Consider the following 23,689-nt stretch of genomic DNA (forward strand, 5'->3'; position numbering starts at 1 on the left):
ACAGCGATCGCTCTTCTGCAGTAACATTCCCTGAGCACCTAACCCGGAGGCTGAAAATGACCACAAAACCCTTAACACTAGGCATCGACCACCTTGGCCTGACAGTGCGCGACCTGAAGGAGACGCGTGATTTTTTCATCAATTGCCTGGGATGGACGCAAGTCGGCGAGAAACCTGACTATCCGGCGGCCTTCGTGTCGGACGGCAAGGTTTTGCTTACACTCTGGGAGGTAAAGAATCAGTCAAGCCGCACGGAGTTTGACCGCAAGACGAACGTGGGTCTTCATCATCTCGGCTTACGCGTGCACAGTGAAGAAGCGCTCAACGAGATCTACACCAAAATATCCAGTTGGCCCGGCGTGAAGGTCGAATTTGCACCGGAACCCTTGGGGGCTGGACCCAAGCGGCACACCATGATTTACGAACCGGGTGGGATACGCCTGGAGTTTGACTTCGACCCGCGGGCGAAAGCGGAATAGTTAAAGCGGAATAATTTACGCCAGGGCTGGACGGCCCCCTCGTGCATCGACACGTCCTTTGACAAACGTGTCTGTCGGACCGCCCTCCAGCCGAAATAACGCAACCGATTGCGTAAGACTATGCCCCTGGTTCTCCAACGACTGGGACGCAGCAGTCGCCTGTTCCACCAGCGCGGCGTTTTGTTGTGTGACCTCGTCCATCTGCGACACCGCTTGATTGACTTGTTCGATGCCGCGACTCTGCTCTTTGGAAGCCGCCGCGATCTCCTCCATGATCCCCACGACGTGCGCCACTGCGTCCGTGACTTCCGTCATGGTCTTGCCCGCTTCGTTCGCCAGCAGCGAACCATTCTGGATCATCCCCACCGACGTCGCGATTAACTCCTTGATCTCCTTGGCCGCGCTCGATGAACGCTGCGCTAGGCTACGGACCTCGCTGGCCACCACCGCGAACCCGCGCCCCTGTTCTCCAGCGCGAGCGGCTTCCACGGCCGCATTCAACGCGAGGATGTTGGTCTGGAACGCAATCCCTTCGATGATCCCGGTGATATCGGCAATCTGCGTCGAGCTTTTGCTGATTTCGTCCATCGTCGCCACAACCTTCCCCACCACCGCGCTGCCCTTCTTGGCCACCCCGGATGCGGTCGTAGCCAGCACGTTGGCTTGCTCTGCATTCTCAGCGTTCTGCTTCACCGTGGAGGTCAATTGCTCCATGCTGGCGGCTGTCTCCTGCAACGAGGAGGCTTGCTCTTCCGTTCGCGACGACAGATCCAGATTCCCTGCCGCGATTTGGCTTGATCCTGTGGCAATGCCATGCGCCGCCGCACGTACCTGGGAGATGAGGCGCATCAAGCTGCCCTGCATCGCGCCCATCGAGGCCAATACACTGCCCGCGGGCGCCTGTTGAGCGCCGGCTATCAAACTCAAGTCGCCACCGGCCACGCGTTCGGTGATCTCGCTCAAGGCGGCCGGCTCGGCGCCCAGTGCCCGCGTCAAGCTCCTTGAAATCAGCAGTCCGGCAAGAACGGATGCCGCCACGGCCGCAAAGCAAATGGCGATCAAGATAGTGCGCTCGGTTTCGAAGCTCGCTTGCGACATTTCCAGCAAGTACGCCGCTCGTCCACTCGAGGAAGCCAAGTAGTCGTTTGTCGCCTTGACCACCGCCGTCAGCAATGGCCGTCCCTGCTCATTCATTTTTGCAACAGCCGCATCGTGTTGACCGCTTTGCGCCAAACTCACGATATCGGCCGCGACGGGGCCGTATAGCGCTGCCGCTCGATTGAGTTCGGCCGCGAGGTTGCGCGCATTTTGCGTCATGTTATCGGTAGCGGCCACCATCTCATTGAACTTGAGCAGTTGCTTGTTCACATCGCTGCGGGCTTGGTCGATGACGGCTTTCTCACTCTCGATATCGGTCGGCTTGGTAAGCAACACCAGGTTACGCGTCGCGATGCCACCCGCGTCGACCGCCGCACGAATTGAGTTCACCACTTCGGCACGTCCATTGATGCCGTGCACATAACTGGAAAATCGGTCGTTCGACTCACTGAGGGCCTTTAATGAAAGACCCGACACGACGAACACGACAACGCTCAAAACGCCGAACCCTAGCGCAAGCTTGGACTTAACCTTCATGCGGTCAAAATTCATTCCCACCTCTTGTTATGCAGACTATGCGGATTCGTCCGCCTTGGTGACGCGATCGAGATTGCCCAGCGTTTCAGGGACGGCTAGTGCGCCTATCAGGAAGATCACGCTAACGGCACCGACGAAACACGCCAGCGTGACTGGCAACTCGCTGGGCGATTTTGCCACCAATGACACCGCCGTTGGCATCATGCCACCGATGGCAAAGCCGATATTCCACGACAACCCGGTGCCCGTCGAACGTATCGCCGTGGGAAAGCGCTCGTTCAGGAAAATCGGAATGGCGGCATAGCTCGCACTGCCGATGGCGCTTAGCACTACCGCATACACGCCGATCATCACTATGCTTTGGGTCTGCGGCAACAGGAGAAACAGCGCGGGGAGAACGAGCAGCCGCACCACACTGAACCAAAGGAAGGTCGTCTTGCGGCCGATCAAGGTGCTCAAGTGCCCGGCTCCAACCGAAGCGATGATGACACCGATACTGCTCAGTATGAGGATGATCGATGCTGCGCTGTTGGGGGCATGACTCACCAGCTTTAGAAAGGTCGGCAAGTAGCCGGACGTCAGGTAGTAGCCGCTCCCCCCGCCGATGGTGAGCAGCAAATTGACCAGCAGTATGGAGCGATAGTCGCGCGAAAACAGTGTGCGCAATGGAGAGCGGATCAACGCGCCCGGCGCGGCCCCGTCGGATGCGGCCGCGCGGGCTCGTTTCTGCGCCGCGAGTTTCTCCCACAACGGCGATTCATCGAGGCTGCTGAACACGACGACCCCGAGCACCGAGCTGATGATCCCGGTGAAGAACATGCAGCGCCAACCCCACACGTCAAACTGCGCGCCGGTGAAAATCGACGACATGGCGAAATAGGTCAGCGATGCCATCAGCGCGCCCAGCCCGGCGCCGCCCCCGCCAACCAACCCGGAAACGGCACCACGATATCTGGGCGCAACCGATTCTGTGGCGATCGTGTGCGTAGAAGCCACCACCCCACCGACAAAGATGCCTTGCACCAGCCTCAGGATGAGAAACAGGATGGGCGCGAGGATCCCGGCTTGAGCCACGGTCGGCAGCGCCCCGAACGCCGCTGTTGCCAAGCCCACACCCGAAACCGCGACGATCATCGCACCCTTGCGCCCATGCCGGTCGGCATAGGAACCAAACAGTGCCGATCCCAAGGGACGCATGAACAGCGTGACCGAAAACGACGCGTAGATCGCCGCCAGCGACAACATCGCGTGGTCTGAGGGGAAAAACAAGCGGCCCAGCAACGGCGCCACGAATAGCAGCACGAACAGGTCGAACAAATCGAGCGCCCAGCCCAGGCAAGACGCCACGACCGCAACGATGACTTGTCTTTGGCTAACGGCGGGCACGGCGCTACCTTGATTCGCTATTACACTCATCTGCGTCTCCGTTGTCGGCAGCGGGCCACTTGGCCCTTTGCCGACGGTTGACCTTGCCATCGTCCTTATCAAAGACGCAGCACGTTCTTATTGTGTTCAAGGCACGTACAGAACCGTTGCCCCTTGCTGCCGCGTTGCCCTTAGCTACCGCAAAATGCTGGCTTGCGTTTCGATCGTGAACCGTTGCGCGTGCGCATGGGGCGAGCGCAATACCGCGGCGTCATGCCTTATCCTGCGTTTGCGTACGGCCGAATTCATCGGCCAGCCCGCTCCATCGGTGCGCAATTTCCTGATGCTCGACATCGAACAGGTCGAGGATGCGTCCGACCAGATGATCGACCACGTCTTGCACCGTGCGGGGATGCGCATAAAACGCCGGCACCGGCGGCATGATGATCGCGCCCATTTCAGTGGCGGCCGTCATGTTACGCAGATGGGCCAGGTTTAGGGGTGTCTCCCGTGCGACCAGCACCAACCGACGACGCTCCTTGAGCATGACGTCCGCCGCACGTGTGAGCAAATTGTCGGAGTAGCCGTTGGCGACGCTTGCCAGCGTCTTCATCGAACACGGTGCAATCACCATGCCGCAAGAAAGGAAGGAGCCGCTGGCCACGGCCGCACCGATGTCGCGCACGTTGTGAACTACGTCCGCGAGGCCTTCCAGGGCGGACTTGCTCAATCCTAGCTCCTGCGCGGCCGTGACCGCCCCCGATTGCGACACGATCAGGTGTGTCTCATGGGTGCCCAACCTGCGCAACGCTGCCAGCAAGCTCACGCCAATGACAGCGCCGCTGGCGCCCGAGATGCCGACGACAATGCGCGCTCGCGCTGGCTTTTTATGCGGAGTCATGTCCACGTCCTCTCCCGCTCAGGCTTGCGCACGATCAGCGGCGGCATTGATATAACGCTCATAGGCCGCATTGTCCGAAGCCACCAAGGTGTCGAGATCGACATCCTGTTGGCCGGGGATGCGCACACGCGTAAATACATGCGCTTCGTACACCACCGGCCGCGTCGCATCGAGCCCCATCTTGGCGCTGATTCCCTGCAAATGCGAAGGCGCATCGGCCGGCTGACCCACCGTGGTTGACGGATCGAGCGGCGAACCTTGGGCGCCGGCGATCACCACGAGGTCGCGATCGGCTTGAAAACGCGTGGCGATCGCCCACTCGATTTCAGCCGGATCGTGAATGTCGACGTCAGTATCGACCACGACCACTTGCTTGATGTCGTAGTGCGCGCCGAAGGCGCATAGGATCACATTCTTCGCCTCCCCCTCGCGTCGCTTCTCGAACTGCACCCACAGGTGATAGCGGCACACACCGCCCACCGATAGATGCACGTCCTTCACGCCCGGATGACTACGCTGCAAGTGCGCAAGCAAGGTCGCTTCGCGTGGAATTGCACCCAGTAGCAGGTGCTCCATTTCCGCAGGGACGATGGTGTGATAAATAGGTTGGGCGCGATGCGTGAGCGCATCGACCTGTATCACCTCGCGCTCTTCGCGCGCGCTGTAGTATTTGGGGAATTCGCCGAACGGACCTTCGGCCTCCCGCACATTCGGCAGGATCCGGCCTTCGATCACGATCTCCGCATCGGCCGGCACGCGTACCTCATTGCTTACGCACTTGACCACGGATAGCGGCCTGCCGTGCAGGGCTCCCGCGATCTCCAGCTCATCGAAATCGATCGGTGAGATCGCTTGGGATGCCAGCATGGTCAGTGGGTCCACGCCGATCGCAATCGCCACTTCAAGCGCGTCGCCGGCGGCTTCCGCCGCTTTTTGAAAAGCATGCAGATGACGCGGCAACAGCAGTATGGCCATCCGGTCCGGAGCATGTACCTGAATGCGGTTGATCGAGACGTTCTGCACCCCAGTGCGGGGGTTACGCGCAATCACCAGTCCAGCGGTGATGTACGGACCGCTATCATGTTCGCTGTGAACCGGTATGGGCAACTGCACATTCAAATCAATGCCTTCCGTCACCACGACCTGCTGGCAAGCGGCCTTGGCGGAGTCGACCTCGCACGAGGCAATCGGATGCTCAGCAGCAGTGCGAAAGCGCTCCAGCAATTCCGCCTCCGGCACGCCCATCGCTTCGGCGATCCACGACCGCCGGGACATGAATCCGCTGACAACAGGAATCGCATGACCACCGGCGTTCATGAACATCGCCGCCTTCTTGCCATCGAGTTTTTTTGCGATCGCTGCTAACTCGTGCTCCAGCGCAACTCCGCGGTCTATGGTCGCCATCCGTCCACTGGCGCGCAAATAGTCGAGCCAATCGCGCAATGTCAGCGCACTGCCCTGTTTTGCCCAGGCGAAGTCGACAGGGGTATTGCCCCCGAGCTTGGTCGTCGTCATGCATGTCTCCATCAGTGTCCGCGACCCAGGATCGGGAAGGCGGTTCACGAAATACCGAGTACAGCATAACGACAGGAAGCTATAATTAATAATATTGTTTATTGATCGGAGCAATCATAAATACTGATGTTCGCGTTAACGTTAATTAACCCGTGAATCAACCCGTTAATCACCCCGTGAATCACCCCGCGCACCACCGACGGACTGAGCGATATGGATATCAAGCAAATTCAGTACTTTATTTCCCTGTTCGAAAACGGCTCGGTCACGCGCGCGGCGAAACGCCTGAACATCGTGCAGCCGGCGCTGAGCATGCAAATCGCGAAGCTCGAGGAGGAGCTCAACCAGCAATTGTTCGAGCGCAGTGCACACGGCATGGCGCCGACGGCCGCAGGCCGTCTGATGTATCGGTTGTACCTGCCCATCATGCGCGACCTCGTGCATGCGCGTGCGCAACTCGTGCAGCGCGACGAGATCGTCACCGGTCATATCTCGATCGGCCTGATCGCTTCGGTGACGGAAAGCGTGCTGGCCGACGCGTTGTCACGCTTCTATGACGGGTATCCCCATGTTGAAGTCACCGTCTCCGACGGCTACAGCGCAACGCTGATCGATTGGGTAGCAGGTGGGCAGCTCGATGCTGCGCTGATCAATAAGCCGCGCGCCCGCTTGTCGCTGGATGCGCAGCCGCTGCTGGACGAAGAGATGGTTCTGGCGACCAGCGCGCAGCATGGCCCGGAATTGCCGTCGCAGATCGAATTCGCGCGCTTGCCGGAATTCGAACTGGTGTTGCCGACCAAACGGCATGGCTTGCGCGGAGTACTCGATACCGCCGCGCAGCACGAAGACGTGTTGCTCGCACCGCGCTTCGAAATCGACGTCCTCAACGCGATCGTAAAACTGGTGGAGAACACGCGCTTTGCGACCATACTGCCACGCGTCATGGTCGAGCGCGCGGTACGCGCAGGGACGTTGCGCACTTACCCGATACATTCACCTCGTATCGTGCGACATATCATATGCGTGAGCCATCCGCGACGGCCATTGAATATGGCGACGCAAACTCTGATCGCTATCATCGCAGATGAACTCGCTCGGATGTCGAGCAAGGCAACGCTGGACTCCGGCGCTGCGCGCCGCTGAAATCTCGGCGCAGAACTCAAAGATTCGACAGTACGCGGGCGCATAGTCCCGGAGAGTAATGTTCAATGAGCGCTTGAAAAGGCGCGTGGTGTCCATAAGCCACGGTCGTGACAAACAACAGCCCGACGGCCGCGATAGACGGTCGATACAATTTGATTTCGGAGCGTGTAAACGCGCCGACAAAAAGCGCAGCAACCGCAGCGCCCAAAAACCAACCGGCGACGACCTCAGGGATCGCATGCGCATGGTCAAATACCCGCGCGACGGCAGTGATCAAACCCGCCAGCAGACCGACGCAAGCCCCTAGACGCGCATTACCCCCCATCGCTCGAAACAGCAGTGCAAAGGCGACCGTCCACACCGCGGTCGACAAGGTGGTATGACCGCTGATCACGCGAAAACCGATCGCGGAGATCTGGATTCCGCAGCCGGCGTACAGGATCTTGGTGATCCCTACGAGCGCCATGCCGGCGGCTAAAAGTGCGATCCAGCGCACAGCCAACCTTCGATCAGACAGCATCAGCCAGACAGCACACATCACGGCGATGGGTAATGTCAGTGCGGCATCGCCGATATTGCTGATGGTGCTCCACATGGGCATTTGCTTGATCGAAAGAAGAACGGGAGTTTAACGCATGTCCACACACAGCATCGATGACTTGCGCAGACCTTCCTTGGCCGAAATGATCTCGTCCATTTTGTCTAGCAAATCGCCCGCGGCGTGGGTGAATTTCCGAGTAAAAAGCACTTCGTGCTTTTCGTTCGGACAGTTATTCTGCTGCGAATCGCATATCACCGGCTGACGAAAAACGGGAAAATAACTGGCATCGATATTTTCGGGGCCGACCTTGCCAGGCAGCCAGTGAGTATACGTCAGGCTATGACTGATTTTCTCTTTGAATGGCGAGTTCCATAATATGGTTTGAAAAACAAACTCATCCGGACAGTCGATATTTTTGCAAAATTGATAAAATCGCGGGTTATTCCTCAAGAATAGGGTAATAAAGGTAAGGGCTTCTCGGCTCAACGCCCACCATTGAGAGCCAACCATAGGCTGCGCGCCATTCAACCCCTTTTTATAATCCCTCGCGACAATCACTTTATTCATGAGGCGTTGCAGCCGCCATTTCAGACCCAGTAGCGGCTTGCTCTTTCTGATCCAAAAATGGGTTAATCGTTGCATGGGTTTGCCATATTCTGCATTTGGCATAGCAAATACTTCAATAAACTCTTGCCCTTTCCTGGCCGTCAAGAAGGCGTCGATGTACCCGGTTGGCTGTAGTGAGTAACAGGCCCCGCTCAATAGGACAAAGTAATCGCACGGAGTTTCGTCCTCCAGGGCCATCTTCACTAATGCCAGTGTGGCATCTACCAGGGAAATATCTCCCCAGGCGCAGTCCTTTCGCTCTTCACAGAAACGCAGACGGGGATGCGCAATGCCACGGAACAAGCTCAAATCGGCTTTGGCATCTATATGTACATAAAAATACACGTCTTCAGACGACAAACGTTGGATTAGGCGGTGAAAATGCGTCGGATTGTTGTGTGCCAGTATCAGATAAGCAATTTTCACGGACTCTCTCTGCTTAAGGTATTTCGCCTATCCAAAATAAATTAATCTACCCGCATCGCCACTTTAGGCTTTGGAAATCGATAATATTTTATTTGTCATATCGTCGTAATTACCCTGTTTCAGCAGTCGCCCGTTATCCAATTCAAAAATGCAATCACACACACTTAAGGTCGACAGGCGGTGTGCGACGATTATGATCGTCAAATCGGCATCAAGTTCATTAATGGCATCCATCACCAGGCCTTCCGTCCCGTCATCGAGGGCGCTAGTCGCTTCGTCGAAAACAACTACATCTGCCTTCTTGTACAAGGCTCGGGCGATGCCGATGCGTTGCCTTTGCCCGCCCGACAGACGTACGCCATGCTCGCCCACCATCGTCGAATATTGCTCGCGCAGACCTTCAATATGATCGGCGATATGCGCTTTGCGGGCCGCCTCTCGCACTCGATCGTGATCGATCAGCCGAGGCTCGATCCCAAATGCGATGTTTTCTGCAATAGAGGCATCGGCCAGGTAAATGACCTGCGGCACGTGCGCCAAACGCATTTGCCAACTTTGGCGGTTAGCAGGCGTTAGCGCCACGCCATCGATGAGGATCGAGCCGCCGCTTGGCTGGAGCAATCCCATGATCAGGTTCAGTGCCGTACTTTTGCCGCTGCCGGTCTTACCAATGAAGCCGATGCGGCTGCCTTTCTCGATGTTCAGGTTCAAGTGGTCCAGGACACTTTTCCCATCGGCGGAGTAACGAAAACTGACGTCGTCCAAACTGATATTTCGCTCGAACGGCAAAATGACCGGCTCGACGTTGGATGCATGTTCTTGCATGACCGGCTGCTCAAGAAGAGCGAGCACGCTATCCAACATACTGCTATTGCTTTCAATACTGGCCACACCGTAAAAGACTTGCTGCGTGAGTGGGAGCAGTTTCTGCGAACCGATTGCGAGCGCACCCAAGACCGGCATTGCAGCGAGCAACCCACCGGGTTTGGTACTCAAGATACAGGCAAGAGCCGCGATCATCAGCATGCCCAATGCTTCGATCACGAAGCGCGGCGCATTGCCGATAAACGTGTTGGTGGTTTGGACTCGACGCAAGGCGAGATCGAGCTGTTCGAAGCGCCGCACATAGACTTCTTGCGAGCTGTCGATCAATATGTCGCGAATACCGCCCAGCCCCTCTTGTATAGCTTGCACGCGCGCTTGCTCGGCGCTATCGATAACTTTACCGTTATGGAGCAACACACGGCGTGTCGTGAGAATGATGGCCGCATAGAGCGAGCCAAACCCGATGATGGTAGACAATGCAATGATGGGATTGACGACCAGCAATCCCGCGAGAATGGCCGCCCCGACGATAGATGCGGTCATTGCCGCAATCAGTGGCGAGACTAAATTGTTGACCACTAATTGCGCTTTGTTGACGCCGGCGATGATCTCGCTGCTGTTGCGAGCCACGTGGTATTCGTAGGATTGATACAGCGTACGCCGGTAGATGTCTATGCCGAGGTCATAGGCAACACCGAAAGACACTTTGGTGCCGACCCACGTCAGCAGCACGCGCACCGCAGCTGCCGCCAACGCGATAAACCCGAACAAGATGGCCGCGAGAAACACCGGGCCATTGGGTCCGCCCCACGTACCGAATAATTGTTTCAAAAAAAGATATCTGGTGATCTTGCTGGGATCGGCCATCAATGCAAGAAATGGCACGATGGCACCCAGCGTCGCCAGCTCTGCTAGCGCGCCCGCTATCATTAGGAAAAGCAGTCCCACTAATTGCGCGCGGCGAGTCACAGAGAGGTGACCGTAGAGTCTGATCATTCCACCTGAAAATTTATGTGGCGCGTTGGCCATGCTTACACCTCTAATTTCTAAAATTCGACGGTCATCAACGTGACCCGGCATCTATGAATGGACGTTCCATCTCGCGTTATTTCAGGCAGTTAGTCCTTAGGCCGAAAAACGCTTGCGTATGGATGTCTTCTCGAATTTGATTACGTAATTCTCGACGCTTGCGCGCACGACTTCGGTGCTTGGCCGGTATGAGCTCAATGGGCTTGTCCATAAACGGCAAATGCATGTGGTATGTCTTCTCCGGCGCATCCTTACCCACCATGGGCATCCAGAACGCATCGTAGTCGAAGGCGTGGCGATCATCTTTCGGGCCTTGATCACTCGGCATCTGGCGATTGCCGATTCCGACAATTGCCGAGGCGCCCACGGTGTCCGCGAGGGCTTCCGCCGCCATGATCAGTAAGTGCACCGGCGAGACGTTATTGCAAACTTCGGTGACCTTACGGATGGTATCTATTTTTCCGGCGATGCCTTGGATCCCGGAGATAAGCAAAACCCGCCGTTCTGCGGAATTGACGATATGTCCAGGCGCGATCGATAGGGTGACGATGTAGGCATCCTCACCTTGCGAGCCCAGCGCTAGACAAAGGTCGCCATCGTAGTTGTACGCGTAAGGAAATCTCAAATGAATGTCAAAGACTTCGCCCTCGGTTTCTTTGTTCCATAGCTTGTAACCGTGTCCCCGGGACGCCACGAGAAATTCTTGCTTAAAATTCTTGGCGACAGTTATGTAGTGGTGTGTGGCAATAGCCAGCCGCGCGGCGATTGAAAATCTACCGCCCAGGTAATAAGTCCGGAGATAGCGAAAGCGCATGGACTTATAGAACTCAGCTTCTTTCGGCAATCCTGCCAAGGTCATCGCGTGTGATAGCGCCCAATGACTACGGATATTTAAAATGAGCAGTAACAGTTTCGACAAGTTATTTTCGAGAAAAACATGTCTGATTTTCTCCCAAACCCTGCTCACTGAAGAGACGGGTTTCTCTTGCAGCAGAGGTACTGGTGGTTCGCTCATACTAGATGACATAACAATTCCCTAATTCATGCTCTGACTCACGGCTTGCCATAATTCATGGGCAAAAACTGGAGCTTGTCCCAAGGGAAGCCATCCAGAATGGCGTAACTGGGGGTGTTGCCGAACAAAGAAACATAAGGATCCGGCTGCCCCAAACTCGTGTACGACACCGCATTTTCGGCCCGAATCGACAGCGCGCCGGCTTTATCCCATACGACAAAGCCGTATTTTTGGGCGGCCTTCGCTATTATTTTTCCGATCGGGTGCATCTTCAGAGCGTCCACATTGATGCTGGGATCGAGTCGAAAACGCAAACCCTCGGGGATTCTATTCGGCGCTCCCGCGGGGTTAAGCCCATCCGAGCGCAGCGCAGGCCAGGAGCGTATGCCATCGGCCTGCGCGTCTACTAGGGCGATGCCGATCGCATGTTTGATTTCGCCGCGAGCCAACTCTTCCGCAGTGATCTGGCCTCCGATGAAAGGTAGCCCCGTTGCCGTTGCGCCATAAGGCAGCGGAAAAATCCCATCACTCTTGGCCGCGTTCGCGATTCTGCCGCCCCAGCAGCTTTGCCAACTTCCGTCCAGTTTGCGTGCTACCCAGAACTCCCATAGCGTGTCGGACGTCTCATCAAAAACCGACATCTCCGAGTCCGTACCTTTTGCTGGTACTGCTATCGCCGGTATCGGTACGCCTCGCCATTGCGCCGCCAAGCCCGGGTCTGAAAAGCCCTTGCTCTGGCAGTCCCATTCCGCCACATCGGTGCGGTGCACTTCCCGTCCAGTCGCCGCGACTTGCTTAGCGTAGTTGTCGCCGATGACACGCGCGCTACCCGAGCGCACGATATACAAAGGGCTGGTATACGCGTCCGTATTGATATTTACGGTTCCGTAATAGGCCTGCTTTTGCCGCAGGAATTCGGCTACATAGTTTGCGGAGTGCGGATTTAGCGCTACGTCGCGTGGTATTGCGGTGTACCAGAAACTACTTGGCGCGAACACCGCATCAGTCAAGAGTCGGGCTGGCGGCTTGCTAAGAGCACCTGCGACACCACTCGCGAGACCACCCGCACTATCGTTCGCCACCTGGCCAAACGAAGCGCAGACCGAACCCGCCAGCACCAATCCAGTTAGCAGAAGCCTTACCGCTTTCAACTTCATTGTTCCGGCTCCCGATGCGCGGAGAGCTGATGATTTTTTACGTCCGGCTCCCGATGTGCCGAAAGCTCATGATTTTTTACGAATTCTTTTCCGCGTAGTGCGAGAAAAACCAGGCGTGCGATAAAGCGCGGATTGCCGAGCACATAGCGCCCGAACATGCGTTTGGGTTCCAGCGCCAATCTAAACAACCATTCCAGCCCTGCTTTCCTCAATATGAGAGGCGCTCGGGGAATTGAGCCCGAATAAAAATCGAACAGTGCCCCAACGCCTAGCTTAACGGGGACATTCAATTGTTTGGCATGTTCCGCCAACCATAATTCCTGGTTCGGCACGCCCATCGCAACAAACAAGATCTGAGCGCCTGAGGTGCTGATGTTGCGCACTACCTCGGCATCGCCGCTGCGATCGAAATAGCCGTCTCGGACATACACGATTTTCAGCCTTGGAAACGCGGCGATCATCTGCTCGGCGCAGCGTTGGGCCACCCCTGGACGCGCGCCTAGAAATGCGATCTTGAGCCCTAACTGCGCAGCCAGCGCACAGAGCAGCGGGAATAAATCTGTCCCATTGACATTATCGACGAGCGAATCCCCGGCCGCCATCGCAGCGAGCTTCATTCCCATACCGTCGGCAAAAATCGTATCCGCGGCCTTCAGCGCCGAGTAATACTGCGCACCACCGGCAGCAAGATTGATGCAGTGCGCGTTCACGAAATAGACCTGTCGGTCGTTGCCTTGCACGGCATCGAGAGCCAAACCTTCCGCCGCCGCCTCCAACGTCTTGTCGTGGATATTCAGGCCGAACAGGGACTTTAATTGCATGAGCAATCCGCTTTTAACCGCATGTGATGGAGGGTGCTACTCAACTTGCTACTCAACTTCATCCCTTTTTGAACGTATCCACTCAACTTGACGCGCGCCGAAAAATTTAAGGTAGAGAGGAATCTTCCACACCATATAAACGCCGACCATCAACAGCTCGGCGAAGGAAATGATGCTTCGGCCAAAGCGTGCCCACGCCAGCATGATCGCGCTGACCAACATCGCCAGCACGATTGCGGCCGCCGCTACCGGCAACATCTTCCCAGTCACCGCCCACAGTACCGCTGCCAACACCGAGAGCCCGATGACCATCATCGTGAGTAGAGCGAGCGGCGGTATGCAGAGGTCCAAGGTCAACGACAGCAGCCCGAGGTTCGCGGTCACGATGGCGCGGCCCAGCAGCTTGGGGGCGTCGCTTAATATCATGGCAATGTGGCCATGCTCCCACCGTGTTCTCTGGCTCTTCGTGCCTTCGGCATTCAGCGGAAAATAACTCGTAACCTGGGCCTGCGGACAAAAGACCGGAGCGCAGCGGCGCTCGGCGAGATCCATACCGAGCTTCATGTCTTCGACAATATGACCACTGGCCAAATTCATCGTGCTGATCACCGTCCAGGGGAATGCCATGCCGGCCCCCATCAACTGGCACGGCAGCCCTAGCCTGTGATAACCGAGTGGTCGCACCCAATTCTTGACCTGCCAGGCGAAGGCGGCAATCTGGGTCTTTAGCCCGGCGCCCTCGGGCGCCTTCATGGTGTAGAACGCCTGTACCGGACGCTGCAGGCTGTGGGCCTGCGTTCCGATACGCTCGATCGCACCCTCCTCGAAGACGCAATCGGCGTCGACAATGACGACGACCTGGCTCGGCTTGTTAGCCAGATGGCGCACACCGTAGTCCAGCGCATATCCTTTGCCTCGGCGCTCAGCGTCCACCCGCTCGACCACCTCGGCACCTGCTTCGCGTGCAACCTGCGCTGTGTCATCCGAACAATTATCCGCAACCACCAGCACCCGGTCCCCAGCGTGCAATTGCGGTAACAGCAACGCCAAGGTGGGCTTGATTCCCTGCCCCTCGTTATGTGCCGGTATCAACACTGACATGGACGGGCGCACGGTGCCAAGCTTGGCGGCCGACCGTCTTCCCGGCAGCGCCAATAAAACTTCCAGCAGCAACAGCAATACAGGAATGGCTACCAGCGCCAAGCAGGCGATCAATATCCATTCCAGGCACGCGCTCATGATGCGATTGCCCTCGAGTCGATCGAACTTTTGAATAGCGCACCCAGTTTCTCGGCCTCCTGGTCTATGTCGTGCATCTGCAGCACCGCGCTGTGCGCGTTCGCACCGATTTGCTCGAGCTCGTCGATCGTCATCAGCAGACAGCGCTCCATCGCCGCAGCCAGAGCTTCCACATCGCTGGGTGGCAGCAGCCAGCCATGGACACCGTCACGTATCAGTTCAGGAATGCCGGCAATCCAAGTGGTCAGCACCGGGCGGCGCAGCGCCATGGCTTCCATGATCACTACGGGCAGCCCCTCCGCAAAGCTCGGTAGCACCAATGCGCGTGCTTGCAACAACTCGTCTCTGACTTGCGTGCTGCTTAACCAGCCCGTAATGCGAACTTGCTTGCCCAGGCCGTGATGCGCAATCAACGATTCGACTTCGCCACGCATTTCACCGTCGCCTGCCAGCACAAGCTCGAATTCGACGCCGCGCTGAGCCAATCGCGCGGCCGCTTCGATCAACAGCAACTGCCCTTTTTGTTCGCAAATCCTGCCCACGCAAACCAACCGCGGGGCTACCGGCAACTTCACGACTTCCACCTGATGAAAGGCTTTCTCAAGGCCGCAGCGTACGATCTTCGCCTTGCCCCAATCGGCGCTATTCGCCCAGCGATAGAGTTGGCTGCGGCCGAACGAACTGATCGCGACCACAAACGCCGAACGCGCAATCTTCTCCTTGAGATGGATCCCTAGCGGTTTGTCGAATTCTTCCGGCCCGTGAACTGTAAAGCTGTAGGCCGGTCCGCCCATTGCCGCGGCAAGCATCACGACTTCGGTCGAGTTGGTGCCAAAGTGCGCATGCACGTGCTGGGCGCCGAATTGCTTCATCCAGGTAGTAATGCGACACGCTTCGGCCAAGTAGATGAGGTGGTAGGCCCACGATCGCTCATTCAATCGGCTCATGCGCAAGGCCAAACACAGCGCCCCCATCAATCGAAGGGGACGACTAAACGCCATGCCCAGCGTCGCGAAGAAAAGCGGCAGGATGCCACCCTGCAGCACATATTGGGTCTTCTCCCGCTCCAACAAGTCATCGGGATCGACAAGCTCGTCGTCCCATCCGCGTAGCGCAATCCTGCACACGGAAAACCCCTGCCGCTCCAACGCAACGATTTCGCGTCGGATAAAGCTATGGCTGACCTTGGGATACTGGTTGATGAAATACGCGAGCTTCATCGGGCGCTCGCTTTGACGATCACTTCGCTTGCCATCAATTCGTCTTGCGGTTCGACCATGGCGATGATGCGGGCCGGGACCCCCACTGCGGTGGCACCCGGCGGCACGTCCTGCAAAACAACCGACATCGCCCCGATCTTGCAGCCTCGGCCCAATCGGACTCCACCGAGAACCTGCGCATAGGCCCCGAATTCGACATCGTCTTCGATCACCGGAACCGGGCCGCCCTCCGTCCGATTGCCTATCGTGACGCCCTGCCGCAATGTGCAGTTCGATCCGATCACAACCTGCGGATGAATAAATATTGCGCCGAAGTGCCAGATCTTCAAGCCTGGGCCGATTTTGGCCTCTTTCGGCAGACTCGTGCTGAGCAGTGTCTCGACAAATCGGAACATCAACCAATACGCTTGGGTTTTGAGCCGCTTGGCCAGGCCATCCGGCATGGCGTCCACGCTACGCCCGAAGCGGTAGACCGCGATAGCCCATAGCGCCTGCTCTTTCAATAACGGCCGCGCCGACGCGCAACGCTGAAGGTCCGCGCGCCAATCGCTATTCCGGGACGCCATTGCGAACCTCTTTTTCCTGATGCTTCAGCCACAACAAGCTGGTACCCAACCCGGCCACAAACCAGAAGTACCAATTGAATACCAGATAATCGAGCATGTTGTCGGAGTAGCACGCGAGCAAATATTGAACGATCATCATCGTGATCAGGAAGGCTTCGATCCGGTCGATCTTGTACAACTTCAACACGCGTTTCGCGGTCGCAAACACCAGCCACGCGAACGACAACACCCCGAGTATCCCCGACTCAAATAACAATTGTATGTACACACTGTGCGCGGCCGGACTCTCGCCATTGGCCAATGGGAAGAAGATATTCGAGTAGTACTCGAAACTCGCGCGCCCATAGCCCAATATGTAGTGGCCAGCAGTCATGTACGCCAGACTCGTGGTCCAGACCAGCTTGCGCCACGCATAGGAATTCAAACGCTGGTACAACATGCCTGAATTCCCGGTCGCAAGATCGGTGATCCGCTCCCTGACCTCCGGCACGCATAACGCCAGCAAGCCAGCCAACAGCACCCACGGCAACATCCTGCGTTCGATGAACACGCTATACGCGAGGAAAAACAGCCCGGTGGCCGCCCATGCACTACGCGTCTTCGTAAACAGCAAAAGCGTAAGCACCGTCACGATCACGATAGGCAATAATCGTTTGACCCGAGGTGTGATAACGATCAAGCCGCCGCGATATACGCTGAACAGCATGCAAGCAATCAGCATCAGATAAAAGGCGAAGATATTCGGGTGAGTGAAGGTACCGGCAATCCGGAAACCTTCGTCTTCGTGATCGACCGATCCAAAACCTTGATGGGTCGCCACCTGATATAGACCATAAAGGACCGGCCCTGCCGCCGACCACAACACCAGCTTCACCCACTTATCATGATCTTTCTTCTGCCTTACCAGCACGATAGGCAAAATGTACATCGCCGCATAAGAAATGAAGTCGAGATTGCTCTTGATGGCGGCTATCAGCAGCGGTGTTCCTGCCACCGTGATCATGGCAACCAAAAGAAACGGCCCCCAAACCACACGCAATTCGCGCCAGGCTGTTCCCCATTTCTTGAACAGGACGAGCACCAGTAGCGCGATCACCAGCGCATTCATCAGTCCGCCCAAGCCTATGCCGGATCCACCCTCGCCGATTTTTGTCAGGTTCAGTATCCGGTCAAGGTCCGTGCGAAAAAGGACGACCAAGAGCAGCAGCGTCTCCCACGAAAACAGCAAAACCAAGCCAAGCGCAACAGCAACGGGAAGCGCGCCCAATAACATCACGCGTGGCCCGATGGCTGCGGTAAACAAACTCGCAAACACGCCGGCAAACGCGGCAAGGCCAAGTCCGATGACGACGACGACGGCGCCACCGGGTACAGATCGCAGAGGCGCCAAGCCCATATTCCATTTCGATGTATTCATGTTGGCAGCCCATCCACCGAACCCACGATATTCCTTTTGCCTCGCACGCTGCGCAAAGCCCACGATCTTACCGCTGCCCATTCGTCCATTTCGGGTCGGTGGGCCATCCTGAATTTGGCGTATCGCCAAAGCAATACCGCCACCTTTTTATCGGCGATCACTTTGCGATAAGCCAATTCCCGATCCAGCTCGGGGGAATTTCCCAGCGCGCTGCGCAGCGAATCTTGCATGACCTCGAATTCCGGATCAAAATTTTTCTTCCCCGCGAATTCAAACAGCATGCCACCATGATTACAGAATGGCGCGGGGTCGAAATAGCGAACCGAATGCCGAGCGCAAAACGATTTTACGAGGTAGCGCGATACCTTCAGAGAATCCTCCATCTGCTCGAGAAAACGCGTTTTACTGACATTGGCACCATGCTGTCGATAACGTATCAATTTCACCGGAACATTGTCGATCAGTTGCGCCATGGCCAATTGGCCGAACATAAAATAATCCTCGACCAGCCCTTCGACCTCGATGGCCTCGTCTTTCAGCGCCCCTGTGAAGTCCACGCCATACCGTATTCCCATGCGTTCTATGGCATCAAACTGTATCGCGACCGTAGGATGAGCAATCGGGTTGCAAAACATGCTGGACACACTCACCCGCAATTTTCCTGTCGGGCGGTTTGCCTCACCCACATGACGGCCCGTCGCGTCTATCGTTTCCATTTGACCGCCGATCGCCACGCAGCCGGGCATTTCCCCGAACGCGGCGAGCGTGATTTCCAAGCGATCCGGCAATGCCACGTCGTCGGCGTCGTGTCTAACCACGTACTTGCAATCGCACAAGCCCAGCCCTTCGTTGAGCAGACCCGCCAAGCCTTTGGCGTTCGGAAACGAATAGACCTGGACGCGGGCGTCGGATTCAGCACAGGCCAACGCCAATTCAAAGCTACCATCCGTCGATCCGTGATCGAGGACGAGCAATCGCCAATCCTTGAATGTTTGGCCAAGAATGCTGTCGAGCGACTCGGCGAGAAAATCAGCCCCATTCTTAACCGGCAACAAAATGTCTACGATGGCCAATTTTCGCCCTGCTCTATGGTTAGGTGGTCGGACTTGTCAGAAACGATTCAAGACCGTCCCGACCAGCGTGGTTCGGGTCTCGCGCACAGCACCGATCAAGGCATTCAAGTCCTTCATCGCCGTCATATCCTGCCTGGCAACCAGCACTGCGCCACCGCTGTGGAAACACACGGGGATCGCGTCCGATATTGCCGTCGACGACGAATTGATCAGGACGACGTCATACTGCTCCTGATAGACCTGCAACAGACTCAGGAAAGCCGGGCGCGACAGCAGTTCCGACGGATTAGGCGGCACGGCACCCGATGTCAGAACCGACAGCCCTACCAACGACTCGACACGAACGGCAGCACTGAGGTCGGCACGTCCAATCAAGATGTCCGACAGGCCGGCGCGATTTCCCAAGTTGAAGATCTGATGCTGCATCGGTTTGCGCAGATCGGCGTCTATCAGCAACGTACGCTCGCCGAGCTGAGAAAACACCACGGCGAGGTTGGCGACCAGGTCGCTCGCGCCGGAGTCTGCCCCAACCCCGATGATGGCTAGCGATTTATTGCCCAGACCAAACCACCTCAACATCAACTGGCTACGCAACGCCCTTAACTGCTCCACCTGCGCCGTGAAGGGTTGGTATGCGGCAACCAGGGTGGGTGACAAACCGCCCACGCCCGCTGCCAGATAGGGATAGTCAAATTGCTGCGCGAGCGCCTGCTGAATGTCACTTTCTTTCACCAGACCCAGCTTGATCGCGGCGTCACCGAAGCGCAGCCCTTCGCTTTTCTGCAAGCGCAGCACGCGCTCGGCATCGTGGGCATTCAACTTACCCGCATCGAGCAGCAATTTGCCGAGCTTCTGTTCAATTTGTGGCGCGCGCGCTTCGGTTCCTTGCTGCGCGTCCTCGGACAAAACTTCACCCATAACCGACTCCCGAAATATGTACGCAGGCGACATCGTCGCCACGATTAACTCTGAACCGAATGTTTGTTCCACCATCCAAATGGCTTGTTCGAGGACGCCGATTCACTGACCACCAGACCCAGCAGCGGTAAGCCGGCAATTCCAGAGAGATCCTGCTCGGACCTGACTTTGCGATCCATCAACTCCAAACCCAACGCATAGCCGATCCCGAGCAAAGCGCCCACGGCAGCCGACACGAGCAAGCTCAACGTGACACTGGGGCCCGCCGGAACATTGGGGACAAACGCCCGATTCAAAACCGACACATCGGTCTGTTCAGCCTTGGACATCAACTCGTTCTGCTTGTAGCTGCTGACCGCCGTGGCATAGAGCTTCTCTGCGTCGTCGACATCGCTGACCAGAATCTGCCCGCGGTCCTGCACTTCCTTGTCGGCCAGCACTTTCTTCTGCACAACCGAGACGGCGTCTCGCAACGCGACCTCGCTCTGCTTGGAAGCAGCGGCGTTGGTCTGGGCCGAGTGATGCACCGCGGCGATCTGATTGTTCAATCTTTGGCGCAGGCTGTCGACTGCGGCAACCGCACTTTGATACTCGGGGTTGTTGGCGCCTTCCGTCTGGGCGAGCCGGCTCACGTTTGCCTGGGCCTCCGCCAAGCTGGTACTGATCGCTTGAACAACCGGATCCGCCGTGGCTCCGGCCGAGTCACCGCCATGTGCGGCCTTCGACGCATCGCCGTAACCTTGCGCCTGCGCAAGCGCGTGCTGGGCTACGATAGCCTGTAGCTGATCCGACGCTTGCTTGTTCTGATCACTACCCAACACCACGCCATACTGGTTTTGGTAATCCGCGAGCCGGCCTTTGGCTGCTTCCACGCTTACCCTCAACTCCTTGATCTGCTTTGCGTACCATGCGGCAGTCTGTTTCGCCGGCTGCGTTTTCAAATCGATGCTGGTTTCGACATAGGCATCCACGAACGCATTGGTCAGATCCGCGGATTTCTTGGGATCGTTGGACGGGAAACTGATGGTTATGCCATTGCTTTGTTGCGAAACTTCGACCTTGAGCCCGTGCAACAGCCCATCTGCCAGCCAATCGCTGATGTCGCCCCGACCATGCGCCTTGGATGCAAAGGCAGCTTGGTTTTTAGGATCGGCTGCCAGGCCCAACGCCTTGACGACGCGCAACCCCGTGCTGTGGCTGGTGATCACGTCGACTTGGGTGTTCACGTAGGCCGGGAGCAACATGCCTTGCATCTGAACGCCGGTCACCGGATCGACATAGCTGCTGTTCACGACAAACGTAGCGCTTGCCTTATACACCTTGGGCAACATCAATGTCACCGCAACTGCGACAAGCACGGTTATCGCAAAGGTCAGGCCTATCGTCGCGCGGCGCGCCTTGAGAATTAAGAGAAACTGATTAAGATCCATAGCCGGTCACCTTAAAAGAGGCTTTCATTGAGGTACACGACGTCATTCGTTTGCAGCAGTGTGTCGCTCTTGGCAGGCAATGCGGTCACGTTGCCGTTCTCGTCGGTACGGCGGATCTGCACGCCCTTCTCGGTTCCCTTCAGAGTCAGGCCGCCGCCCAGCGAGATCGCCTGCATCACGTTCATATTTTTCTCCAGGCGATACGCGCCGGGATGCTGCACTTCGCCGTAGATGTAAAAGACTTCGGCGCGCGGCACATAAATGATGTCGCCGTCGCTCATCACGGCATCCAGTTCCGGATGGTTCGGTTGAAACAACATGCGGGTATCGACCGGTGTGCGCACGACCGTGCCATTCTGCTTATGGACGAGAACCACGGTGCTCGAGCCATCGGTGCTGATCCCGCCTGCCAGCGCCAGTACATCGGAGAGTCTGCTGACCGAGTCCAGCGGGTACTTGCCGGGCCGGGCAACCTGACCCAGCACGACCACCCGTTTGCTGAAGTACTGGGTCACCAGCACGTTCACAACCGGCTTGACGATGAACCCACCTGAGTCCAGCTTGGTCGCAATGCGCGCTGCGGCATCGGTGGTCGTCATCCCGCCGACGACGACGCTGCCGACCAGCGGTACGGTGATTTCGTCTTTTTCGTTTACCTGCGCCATGTCGACCCGCATGTCGGGGTGGCCGAAAATATCCACACTCACCAGGTCGCCCGGCCCCAGCAGATATTCGCTGGCCTGCGCGGGCGCGCCGAAGACCGCCAACATACTCACGCACAACATTATGATCAAACGCATCATTGCACCACCCCCGTCGATTTCCAGGCACCGTCGCCCGACATTCAAATTCAGAAACGCTGCTCCAGCCCTAAACTCACGTCGTTTTCGTTATACGTGTCCGCCGCAATGTTCGAGTTGCGAAACAGCCGCTGCGCGCTCAGGACCAGCCGCGTGTGGCGTAACACCGTATAAGCCAACTCCACGCCGGCCGAATCGATCCGGTCATGCCTGGGCGTCGGACCGATCGTTGCCGACTGCGTATAGTCCACCGAGTCCATTTTCAAGCGGCCTACCAGCTCGATCTTCTCGCGCGCTTGCCAGTGGGCCGTCAACGAGGTGCCCGTAACGACCTGGAAGCTCGCGCTCGCTGTGTCATAGGGCACGATATTGCGGTACCCCGACAATGTGAAATTGGTCTTGCCCGTCATCGCCCATAACAGATTGAGGGTGCCGGTCCCCCCATCGAAGTCTTGCCCCGGATTGTTCGGGGCCATGTATCGCGTGTAATTCAGGTTCCCGGTCCATCGCAACTTCCCCAAATACCCCCACTCAAACTTGATGCCGTTGTCGTATTGGGTGAATCGGTCTGTCACCGGCGCTACGCCATTGAAAATCACGTTAGGGTAGCCGCCGTTGCTGAACTGGGACACCCAAGCCACGCTCTTGCCGGTGTCGGTGTAATACTCGGGACCGAGGCTGACCGTGCGGATATTCAGGTTAAAAGGTTGCTGGGACAATGCACTATTGGTGAAGCTCATATCGCGCGCCGAGAGGTCCATGCGCCAGCGGTCCGCCAACTTGCCTTGTCCGTCGAAATAAAACTGGCGGTTGGTAAAGGTGTCGTTGATGGGCGCCTGGATATTCGTCAGATCACCAAGCTGAGTCTGGTGGATGACGCCCACGTCGCCCTTCAAACTGTCGCCGAGCACCCAATTCCAGCGCATGTCGACATCATGGCTGGTGTTATCCAGCACATGGTAGGTCTTGTAATTCGTGTTGGTCGCCTCCAGGCGGCCCACGACTTCCTGCCGGCCTTCTTTCCAATCGACGTCGGTTCCCGCTGTCTCGGTGAAGAAATAGTCGGACAGGTGCGTCGTGCCGATGGCGCTTTGCGCAAACGCCGCGCTCGGCATGGCGAACAGGTTGCTGACGTAGTGTCCGCCGGCGGCCACGAAAGGCGTAAACGTGCCATCGGCCGGTTCAACATTTGCTGTGAAGGGCTCGAACGTGCCCGCAGTATCGCCGTCGTGCGCGCGCGCCTGGCCCCAGGTCAAGCAAGCACACAGTAAGAGAAAGCGAAATTTCTTGATTTTCACACCTATATCGCCCGGAGCCCGGAGTCTACCCTTGGTCTGGATAACAGAACAATCATTAAAATTAAAGCCGATGACAGGCATCGGAGAGTGCCACGGGCGCCGTGTACTGAAAGCGCCTGAGGCACTTAAGCTAATAGGCATTTTTTCCCACGAACCCCTTGAACAACGTCAGGAAAATAATGCGCAGATCCAGTAGCAAGGACCATGTCCTCATGTAGTGCAGATCGAATTCGATGCGCTTCGACATTTTTTCCAGGGTATCCGTCTCGC

At 57.1% G+C, this 23,689-nt stretch carries 22 protein-coding genes; 2 read left to right on the forward strand and 20 right to left on the reverse strand.

Annotated features, from left to right (window positions below):
* Window positions 1-56: 56 nt before the first annotated feature.
* Window positions 57-479 (forward strand): VOC family protein, encoded by a 423-nt coding sequence (locus GSQ77_RS15465; RefSeq protein WP_158903617.1) that lies wholly within the window; start codon window positions 57-59, stop codon window positions 477-479.
* Window positions 480-494: 15 nt separating this feature from the next.
* On the opposite strand, the gene GSQ77_RS15470 is transcribed toward GSQ77_RS15465, so the two are convergent.
* From GSQ77_RS15470 to GSQ77_RS15485, 4 genes are all read right to left on the reverse strand, one after another.
* Window positions 495-2,129, reverse strand: coding sequence for a methyl-accepting chemotaxis protein (locus GSQ77_RS15470; protein ID WP_158903618.1), 1,635 nt, complete (start codon window positions 2,127-2,129; stop codon window positions 495-497).
* Window positions 2,130-2,150: 21 nt separating this feature from the next.
* Window positions 2,151-3,530 carry an MFS transporter gene (locus tag GSQ77_RS15475; RefSeq protein ID WP_158903619.1) on the reverse strand — a complete coding sequence of 460 codons (1,380 nt, stop codon included), beginning with the start codon at window positions 3,528-3,530 and terminating at the stop codon, window positions 2,151-2,153.
* Window positions 3,531-3,750: 220 nt separating this feature from the next.
* Window positions 3,751-4,380, reverse strand: a complete 630-nt coding sequence (locus GSQ77_RS15480; protein WP_158903620.1) for a UbiX family flavin prenyltransferase — start codon at window positions 4,378-4,380, stop codon at window positions 3,751-3,753.
* Between the two features lie 18 nt (window positions 4,381-4,398).
* A complete protein-coding gene (locus GSQ77_RS15485) occupies window positions 4,399-5,895 on the reverse strand; it encodes a UbiD family decarboxylase (RefSeq protein ID WP_254067642.1) in 1,497 nt (498 codons plus the stop codon).
* 213 nt (window positions 5,896-6,108) lie between these two features.
* On the opposite strand from GSQ77_RS15485, the gene GSQ77_RS15490 reads away from it, so the two are divergent.
* Window positions 6,109-7,038, forward strand: a complete 930-nt coding sequence (locus GSQ77_RS15490) for a LysR family transcriptional regulator (protein WP_158903622.1) — start codon at window positions 6,109-6,111, stop codon at window positions 7,036-7,038.
* Window positions 7,039-7,054: 16 nt separating this feature from the next.
* Here the strand turns inward: GSQ77_RS15490 and GSQ77_RS15495 are convergent, their stop codons facing one another.
* From GSQ77_RS15495 to GSQ77_RS15570, 16 genes are all read right to left on the reverse strand, one after another.
* A complete protein-coding gene (locus GSQ77_RS15495) occupies window positions 7,055-7,633 on the reverse strand; it encodes a phosphatase PAP2 family protein (RefSeq protein ID WP_158903623.1) in 579 nt (192 codons plus the stop codon).
* Window positions 7,634-7,666: 33 nt separating this feature from the next.
* Window positions 7,667-8,611: a beta-1,6-N-acetylglucosaminyltransferase gene (locus tag GSQ77_RS15500; RefSeq protein WP_158903624.1), complete on the reverse strand. Its 945-nt coding sequence runs from the start codon at window positions 8,609-8,611 to the stop codon at window positions 7,667-7,669.
* Between the two features lie 63 nt (window positions 8,612-8,674).
* Window positions 8,675-10,516, reverse strand: a complete 1,842-nt coding sequence (locus GSQ77_RS15505; RefSeq protein ID WP_158903625.1) for an ABC transporter ATP-binding protein — start codon at window positions 10,514-10,516, stop codon at window positions 8,675-8,677.
* Between the two features lie 25 nt (window positions 10,517-10,541).
* Window positions 10,542-11,480: a DUF535 family protein gene (locus tag GSQ77_RS15510; protein ID WP_158903626.1), complete on the reverse strand. Its 939-nt coding sequence runs from the start codon at window positions 11,478-11,480 to the stop codon at window positions 10,542-10,544.
* Window positions 11,481-11,518: 38 nt separating this feature from the next.
* A complete protein-coding gene (locus GSQ77_RS15515) occupies window positions 11,519-12,637 on the reverse strand; it encodes a DUF4124 domain-containing protein (protein ID WP_216854908.1) in 1,119 nt (372 codons plus the stop codon).
* On the reverse strand, window positions 12,634-13,413 hold the full coding sequence (locus tag GSQ77_RS15520; RefSeq protein WP_254067643.1) for a WecB/TagA/CpsF family glycosyltransferase: 780 nt from the start codon (window positions 13,411-13,413) through the stop codon (window positions 12,634-12,636). Before GSQ77_RS15520 ends, GSQ77_RS15515 begins: the two co-directional genes overlap by 4 nt.
* A 93-nt stretch (window positions 13,414-13,506) precedes the next feature.
* Window positions 13,507-14,697: a glycosyltransferase family 2 protein gene (locus tag GSQ77_RS15525; protein WP_158903628.1), complete on the reverse strand. Its 1,191-nt coding sequence runs from the start codon at window positions 14,695-14,697 to the stop codon at window positions 13,507-13,509.
* Window positions 14,694-15,917: a glycosyltransferase family 4 protein gene (locus GSQ77_RS15530; RefSeq protein ID WP_158903629.1), complete on the reverse strand. Its 1,224-nt coding sequence runs from the start codon at window positions 15,915-15,917 to the stop codon at window positions 14,694-14,696. The genes GSQ77_RS15525 and GSQ77_RS15530 overlap by 4 nt, the downstream gene beginning before the upstream one ends.
* Window positions 15,914-16,483, reverse strand: a complete 570-nt coding sequence (locus GSQ77_RS15535; protein ID WP_158903630.1) for a serine acetyltransferase — start codon at window positions 16,481-16,483, stop codon at window positions 15,914-15,916. Before GSQ77_RS15535 ends, GSQ77_RS15530 begins: the two co-directional genes overlap by 4 nt.
* Window positions 16,467-17,900, reverse strand: coding sequence for an O-antigen ligase (locus GSQ77_RS15540; RefSeq protein ID WP_158903631.1), 1,434 nt, complete (start codon window positions 17,898-17,900; stop codon window positions 16,467-16,469). Before GSQ77_RS15540 ends, GSQ77_RS15535 begins: the two co-directional genes overlap by 17 nt.
* Window positions 17,897-18,973 carry a glycosyltransferase family A protein gene (locus GSQ77_RS15545; protein ID WP_158903632.1) on the reverse strand — a complete coding sequence of 359 codons (1,077 nt, stop codon included), beginning with the start codon at window positions 18,971-18,973 and terminating at the stop codon, window positions 17,897-17,899. Before GSQ77_RS15545 ends, GSQ77_RS15540 begins: the two co-directional genes overlap by 4 nt.
* Before the next feature lie 36 nt (window positions 18,974-19,009).
* On the reverse strand, window positions 19,010-19,891 hold the full coding sequence (gene epsG, locus GSQ77_RS15550) for a chain length determinant protein tyrosine kinase EpsG (protein ID WP_158903633.1): 882 nt from the start codon (window positions 19,889-19,891) through the stop codon (window positions 19,010-19,012).
* Window positions 19,892-19,935: 44 nt separating this feature from the next.
* Entirely contained in the window at window positions 19,936-21,321 is a 1,386-nt protein-coding gene (locus tag GSQ77_RS15555) for a Wzz/FepE/Etk N-terminal domain-containing protein (protein ID WP_158903634.1), read from the reverse strand.
* 11 nt (window positions 21,322-21,332) lie between these two features.
* Window positions 21,333-22,088: a polysaccharide export protein EpsE gene (gene epsE / locus GSQ77_RS15560; RefSeq protein WP_158903635.1), complete on the reverse strand. Its 756-nt coding sequence runs from the start codon at window positions 22,086-22,088 to the stop codon at window positions 21,333-21,335.
* Window positions 22,089-22,171: 83 nt separating this feature from the next.
* Window positions 22,172-23,419, reverse strand: coding sequence for an outer membrane beta-barrel protein (locus tag GSQ77_RS15565; RefSeq protein ID WP_158903636.1), 1,248 nt, complete (start codon window positions 23,417-23,419; stop codon window positions 22,172-22,174).
* Window positions 23,420-23,549: 130 nt separating this feature from the next.
* Window positions 23,550-23,689: sugar transferase (locus tag GSQ77_RS15570; RefSeq protein ID WP_174246446.1), on the reverse strand; the 140-nt coding region annotated here is incomplete at its 5' end.

Origin of the sequence: Burkholderia sp. L27(2015) (assembly GCF_009765705.1) — a bacterium.
Classification (GTDB): Bacteria; Pseudomonadota; Gammaproteobacteria; order Burkholderiales; family Burkholderiaceae; genus LMUX01.